Source organism: Allomesorhizobium camelthorni, from assembly GCF_011045125.1.
Lineage (GTDB): Bacteria > Pseudomonadota > Alphaproteobacteria > Rhizobiales > Rhizobiaceae > Allomesorhizobium > Allomesorhizobium camelthorni.
The window spans coordinates 1-5,456 of sequence record NZ_JAAKZF010000172.1; the positions used below are offsets into that span (position 1 = coordinate 1).

The window sequence follows — 5,456 nt, forward strand, 5'->3', positions numbered from 1 at the left end:
TAGAGCTTAATATCATCGAGGGGCCAGATCGGACGGCGGACATGGCGGTAGTCCGTCCTTAGGTACCGGGCGGCGGATCCCATCCCGCCGCCGTCTACCCTGGTCACCTCGCGCGCGATTGGCTCGAACGCCGCACGGAAATGATGTGCGGCCTTCAATGCTATGGTCGCGCAGTGAAGCGGGTCGATGCCAAGGGAGGTGAGCTGGGCAAGGTCGAGCGCTTGCTCGTTCCGCGAGATCACTGCGACTTCGATGCCGCCCACGCGCAGCATCAGGCTCGGCCCGACACTCTGCCATACGCCTCCACCCATGGGTCCGTGGCAGCGGAAACGCCCATCGGTAATGGAGACAATCTGCGCCTCGACCTCAAGCGGCCCCCCGCCCATTTCGGGGTCGTGCTTGCCACCGAGCAGAATGCGCCCTTTGTTACCGATGCCGATAGCAATGCCGGCCTGCACGGCCGCCAGATCGAAGATCGCATAGAAGGCGGCGTTCTGGAGATCGGCCGCTATCATCGCACGCAACAGGTTCGTCGCGTCGCCATAATTGCCGCCGCCGGGATTGTCGCTGAAATCAGCGAACACCAGCGGCTTGTCGGCGCCGGTTTCGCCGGCTTTGGCGTGTGCCACCGCCTCGGCGATGGGTGGACTGAGGTGAACTCGCGTGTTTGCCACGCATAATCCATGAATTCCTCGGCGATACGCTTTGCCTCGGTGGTATCGCCATCGGCGGTGACGGTGACGCTGGGTCCAATATCGAAAATGTCGGCGTTGGAAAACCCGGCGCAGACGCTGACCACGAGCGCCATGCCAGAGGCCTCCAGCGCTTCGCCGCGGTCGATGAGCTCGCGCATCGGGCCTACCTGAGTACGCCCGTGATCAAGACCACGGAGCATCGCGCGCTTGGCGATGACAGTGCGGGGACGGATCTCGCCGCGAAGGGCGCGATCGAGCAGTTTGGCGCCCTGCCAGACGCGTTCATAGTAGTCGATATGAGGATAGGTGCGCACCGCAATAAGCGCCGAGGCGTTCGTCGCCATCTTCTGAGTGACGTTGGCGTGCAGGTCGAGCGTGACGACGATTGGCGCGTCGGGCCCGAGGATCGCGCGCAAGCGGGCGAGAATCTCGCCTTCTGCGTCCTCGCAACCCTCTGCGACCATCGCGCCGTGCAGGTTGATGAGCGCACCATCGCAGCCCTGGGCGCCTGCAAGGAACCAGGCGCAGAGCTGTTCAAAAGTTTCCTTCGTCACCGTGCCCCCAGGGGTGGCGCTCGCTGCGAGCGGATGAGAGAGCGTCCAGCCGAATTTCTCCGCCGCCTCGAACGCTGCGCCCAGCGCGGTGCGTGTGCCCCGCCGCGCTGGTGGGATCTCATCGCCCAGCAGCAACGCGCCGGACCGGAAATGCTCGAGCGTGGTCGGCACCTTGCTGAAGGTGTTTGCCTCATGTTCGATCTCGCCAGTGAGGATGCGGTAGTTCATGGGAATGTCTCTCATTGCATCAGGGATGGCGCGGCAGTTGGGGCTCAGGAAACCGTGGATCACCTGCTGAAGGCTTGGTCTTCGCAAGTAGCGGGTCGAACGCCGCCCCATGGGCTGGGAGCAAGTCTCGCGGCCGGACGGCCTGGCCTAGTACCATCCGGCACGGAGTTCGGCGAGGCGCCTCAGCAGGCCGCACCGGAGGTATCACCACATGTCGCTCATTGCGCCAAGCCGGACAGCAGCCGGATCAATCCAACGCCGTTCTCGATCTCAATTTTGGTGCCAAAAGGCGTCGAGAGCTTCTGCAGGCGTTCCAGAATAGCTACTGCTTGCGGCGCGGGTGCGAGCCGCGGTACACCCCGGTTCGCAAATCTGTTTAAACGGCGGAGCTCGATCGGATGGAGCCGCAATTCAGCAAGTTGGTTCTGCTCAAAGCGGCTAGTGGTGACCACGCTTTCATAGAAGATCGTATCAGATTGAGACCCTACAAATCCTTCCGCAGTCGGATATCCTTTTGCCACCTCGTCGACCGTGACTTCGGCGTCTGTATCGACCCTCGGATCCTTGCCGTATACCTCGTACATGTCATCGCCTACTGGCGTCCGGAGGTCCTGACAGAAGAAATTACCCAAGCTGTAAAAGATAGGCCGACCTTTGTAGATCTCGATGCCTCGCAGCTGATGAGGTCCATGCACGACGTATCCGTCCGCCCCAGCATCGATAAGCCTTCGGGCAAACGCCTGTTCGCAGTCAGGCGGTTCTTGGCTCCATGCCCCGGGCTCGTGCTCATGATTAGTGGCGATGCAGAAGTCGGAGATCTGTTTGCCCCGACGAACGTTGCGCAGGATATCGGCGATGTCACGCGAGTTGGGCTCGAAACTGTAACTGGCTTTGTTGCCAGCTTTGTACGTCACCCCGCCGAGGACTACGCGGCTTGGATCTTTTCCAGCGGGGTTGTAGCCCGGTAGCGCTTCGCGCACCTGTCTCAAGCTCTTGAGCATTTCCGGCGGAACAACGATGCTCTTCTCCAAACGAAGGGCGTTGAGCCCTGGTCTGCCTGGCGCCTCGCCAGCGGGATCGCACGCACGAGCCATCGGCATGAACGTCGTAGCAAATGACACCAACGCTACCCTTCCGCGCGGAGTCTCCAGGAAGCGCGCGGCTCCAGCTTGTGCGAGGTTTTCGCCTGCGCCTGCATGGATAATGCCGTTTTCATCGAGCGCCCGGCTCGTCTCGCGCATGCCTTCAAGGCCCCAGTCGAGCGTATGGTTATTCGCGCGACTGACCATATTGAAGCCCATCGCTTTCAAGTCAGGTCCAAGCTCCGGGGCGCTGATGCAATACGCTCCACCGTACTCCGCCTGCGGGCATCCTTTAGATTGAACATCCAAGATGTTGGTTTCCAAGTTCCCGAAACTGACATCGGCCCCATGGAAGATCCTGAGAACATCGTCTAAGCCAGGATAATGGCCCTTCGTCACTGGCCGCGCAAAGAGAAGGTCGCCAACTGCTGCCATTGTGAAGCCGTCTTCAACGTTTGTGGCAATTGAACCGACAGTATCAAAGCCACCATCCTGATGGATTGGATGGCGACTGTTCTCGTGCGAATCTCTCTCCATATGATCTCCTACTTTTCGCGAGCGCGCATTTGACTGTCGCTATACTTTGGCTTTCCGACACATTAGGACTGGATTATGAGATTGAGCCATGCGCAAGCGAATGATCGCCCGCGTCAGCGGGCCGAACTGGGAGGCCTGTGGCAGGCGCGCGCACATGGCAGGCCACGATGCGCCCGTCTGCCATCGGCACCAAAGGCGGCACTTCGATGCGGCAACGCTCGACTGCGAGCGGGCAACGCGGATGAAACGCGCATCCACTCGGCGGATTTATGGGGCTTGGCACCTCGCCCTCGACGGGCGCCTCCAACCGAACTCGCGTCGGATCCGGCAGCGGAGCTGCCGCAATCAGCGCCTCTGTGTAGGGGTGGACCGGGTTGGCGAACAGCGCCTCGCATGGCGCGAGTTCCACGATCCGCCCCAAATACATGACCGCCACGCGATGCCCGATATGCTCCACGACGCCAAGGTCATGTGAGATGAAGACGAAGGCTATGCCCATCTGCTGCTGGAGATCCAGAAGCAGATTCAAGATCTGTGCCTGCACGGAGACATCCAGGGCCGAGACTGCCTCATCGGCGATGATGAGCGAGGGATTGAGCGACAGCGCCCGCGCGATACCGAGCCGCTGGCGCTGCCCCCCCGACAATTCGGACGGAAGCCTGTGCATCATCTCGGGCGACATTCCGACCTTCTGGAGAAGATCCGCGGCAAGCGCGTTGCGCTGCTTGCGGCTGAGACGCTCAAAATTCTCGACGGGTTCGGTGATGATCTGTCCGGCGGTGAGGCGCGGGTTCAGCGACGAGTAAGGATCCTGAAACACCATCTGCATCCGACGGCGCCAGGCGTGAAGCGCGTCCTTCTTGAGGCCCGCAATGTCGGTACCGTCGATCAGCACGCGCCCGCCCGTCGGCTCGACGAGCCGCATCAGGAGCCGCGCCACGGTGGACTTGCCGCAGCCGGATTCGCCGACGATGCAGAGCGTCTCGCTCGCCTCGACGGAAAAGGATACATCCTCCACCGCCCGGATCACCGGAATGGTCTTCCTCAGGAATCCGGTACCGAGCGGATAATGCTTGGTCAGATTCTCGACTTTCAGCAGCGGACCGTTCATGCGCCCATCACCTCTTCGGCGCGCCAGCAAGCCGCGGCGTGGCTCGAGCCGACATCACGAAGGGCGGGTGTCTTGTCGCGGCAAATGTCGATCGCGAACGGGCAGCGAGGCGCAAAGCTGCAGCCGACAATGGGCTCGCGCAGGCTTGGCACGATGCCGGGGATTTCCGGAAGGCGGCGCTGACGGCCGCGCCGCCGGTCAGGCACCGATCGCATGAGGCCTTGAGTGTAGGGATGCGCCGGACGCGCAAACAAATCTATGACGTTCGCTTGTTCTACGATCCGGCCAGCGTACATCACGATCACGCGTTGGCATGTCTCGGCCACGACGCCCAGATCATGCGTGATGAACATCACGGCCGTTCCCGTGCGCTCTTTCAGATCGACGATGAGCCGCAGGATCTGCGCCTGGATAGTAACGTCGAGCGCAGTCGTTGGCTCGTCGGCGATCAAGAGTTCCGGTGAGCAGGCGAGAGCCATGGCGATCATTGCGCGCTGGCGCATCCCGCCTGACATTTCATGCGGATAGTTGCTGACGCGCCGTTCGGGGTCCGCGATGCGGACGAGACGGAGCATCTCTTCGGCCTTTTCCATGGCCACCGGGCGGGAAGCTTTAGTGTGGATCTGCACCGCCTCGGCGATCTGGCGGCCGACCGTATAGACCGGGTTCAGGCTCGTCATCGGCTCCTGGAAAATCATGGCGATCTGGTCGCCGCGGATCTTTCGCATCTCCCGTTCCGAGAGTCTTAAGAGGTCGCTTCCGTGGAAGCGGATCTCGCCGCCAACGGTCTTGGCGGTCAGCTTCGGCAGCAGGCGGAGAATGGAAAGAGCGGTGACGCTCTTGCCGCATCCGGATTCGCCGACAATCCCGAGCGTTTCGCCTTTCTTCACCTGGAAGCTAATGCCGCCCAGGGCACGCGTAACGCTGTCTTCGCCGAAAAAGTGCGTCTCAAGGTCTCGAACGTCGAGAAGCACGTCATCCCCTGCGGATTCTCGCATTAGCATGTCAACGTCTCCGCTTTGAGCGAGGATCGAACAGGTCGCGCAGGCCATCTCCGAGCAGATTGACGGCAAGTACCGTGACGGCAAGGCAAATACCGGGGGCGAAGACCGTCAATGGGGCGATAGCGAGATACAAGCGAGAACTTGAGATCATGTTGCCCCAGCTGGGAATCTCGGGCGGCACACCCACACCCAGAAAGCTTAGCCCTGCCTCGGTCAGAATTGCACTGGCGCAGACAGTGGCGCTT

Annotated in this window: 6 protein-coding genes; all 6 read right to left on the reverse strand. The window is 61.3% G+C overall.

Translation table 11 applies throughout. The annotated features are described in order from the left end of the window. On the reverse strand, nt 1-584 hold a 584-nt coding region (locus G6N73_RS34510; protein ID WP_206079254.1), incomplete at its 3' end, for an MlrC C-terminal domain-containing protein. Further along, the gene (locus G6N73_RS34515; protein WP_165034366.1) at nt 512-1,477 is read right to left on the reverse strand and encodes a M81 family metallopeptidase; all 966 of its coding nucleotides are present in this window, start codon (nt 1,475-1,477) and stop codon (nt 512-514) included. The genes G6N73_RS34515 and G6N73_RS34510, both read right to left, overlap by 73 nt. A 218-nt stretch (nt 1,478-1,695) precedes the next feature. Then, on the reverse strand, nt 1,696-3,096 hold the full coding sequence (locus tag G6N73_RS34520) for a CapA family protein (RefSeq protein WP_165034367.1): 1,401 nt from the start codon (nt 3,094-3,096) through the stop codon (nt 1,696-1,698). A 73-nt stretch (nt 3,097-3,169) separates the two neighbouring features. Continuing rightward, the gene (locus G6N73_RS34525) at nt 3,170-4,207 is read right to left on the reverse strand and encodes an ABC transporter ATP-binding protein (protein WP_165034368.1); all 1,038 of its coding nucleotides are present in this window, start codon (nt 4,205-4,207) and stop codon (nt 3,170-3,172) included. Next, nucleotides 4,204-5,211, reverse strand: a complete 1,008-nt coding sequence (locus tag G6N73_RS34530) for an ABC transporter ATP-binding protein (RefSeq protein WP_165034369.1) — start codon at nt 5,209-5,211, stop codon at nt 4,204-4,206. The genes G6N73_RS34525 and G6N73_RS34530 overlap by 4 nt, the downstream gene beginning before the upstream one ends. Nucleotide 5,212: 1 nt before the next feature. Continuing rightward, nucleotides 5,213-5,456: ABC transporter permease subunit (locus G6N73_RS34535; RefSeq protein WP_165034370.1), on the reverse strand; the 244-nt coding region annotated here is incomplete at its 5' end.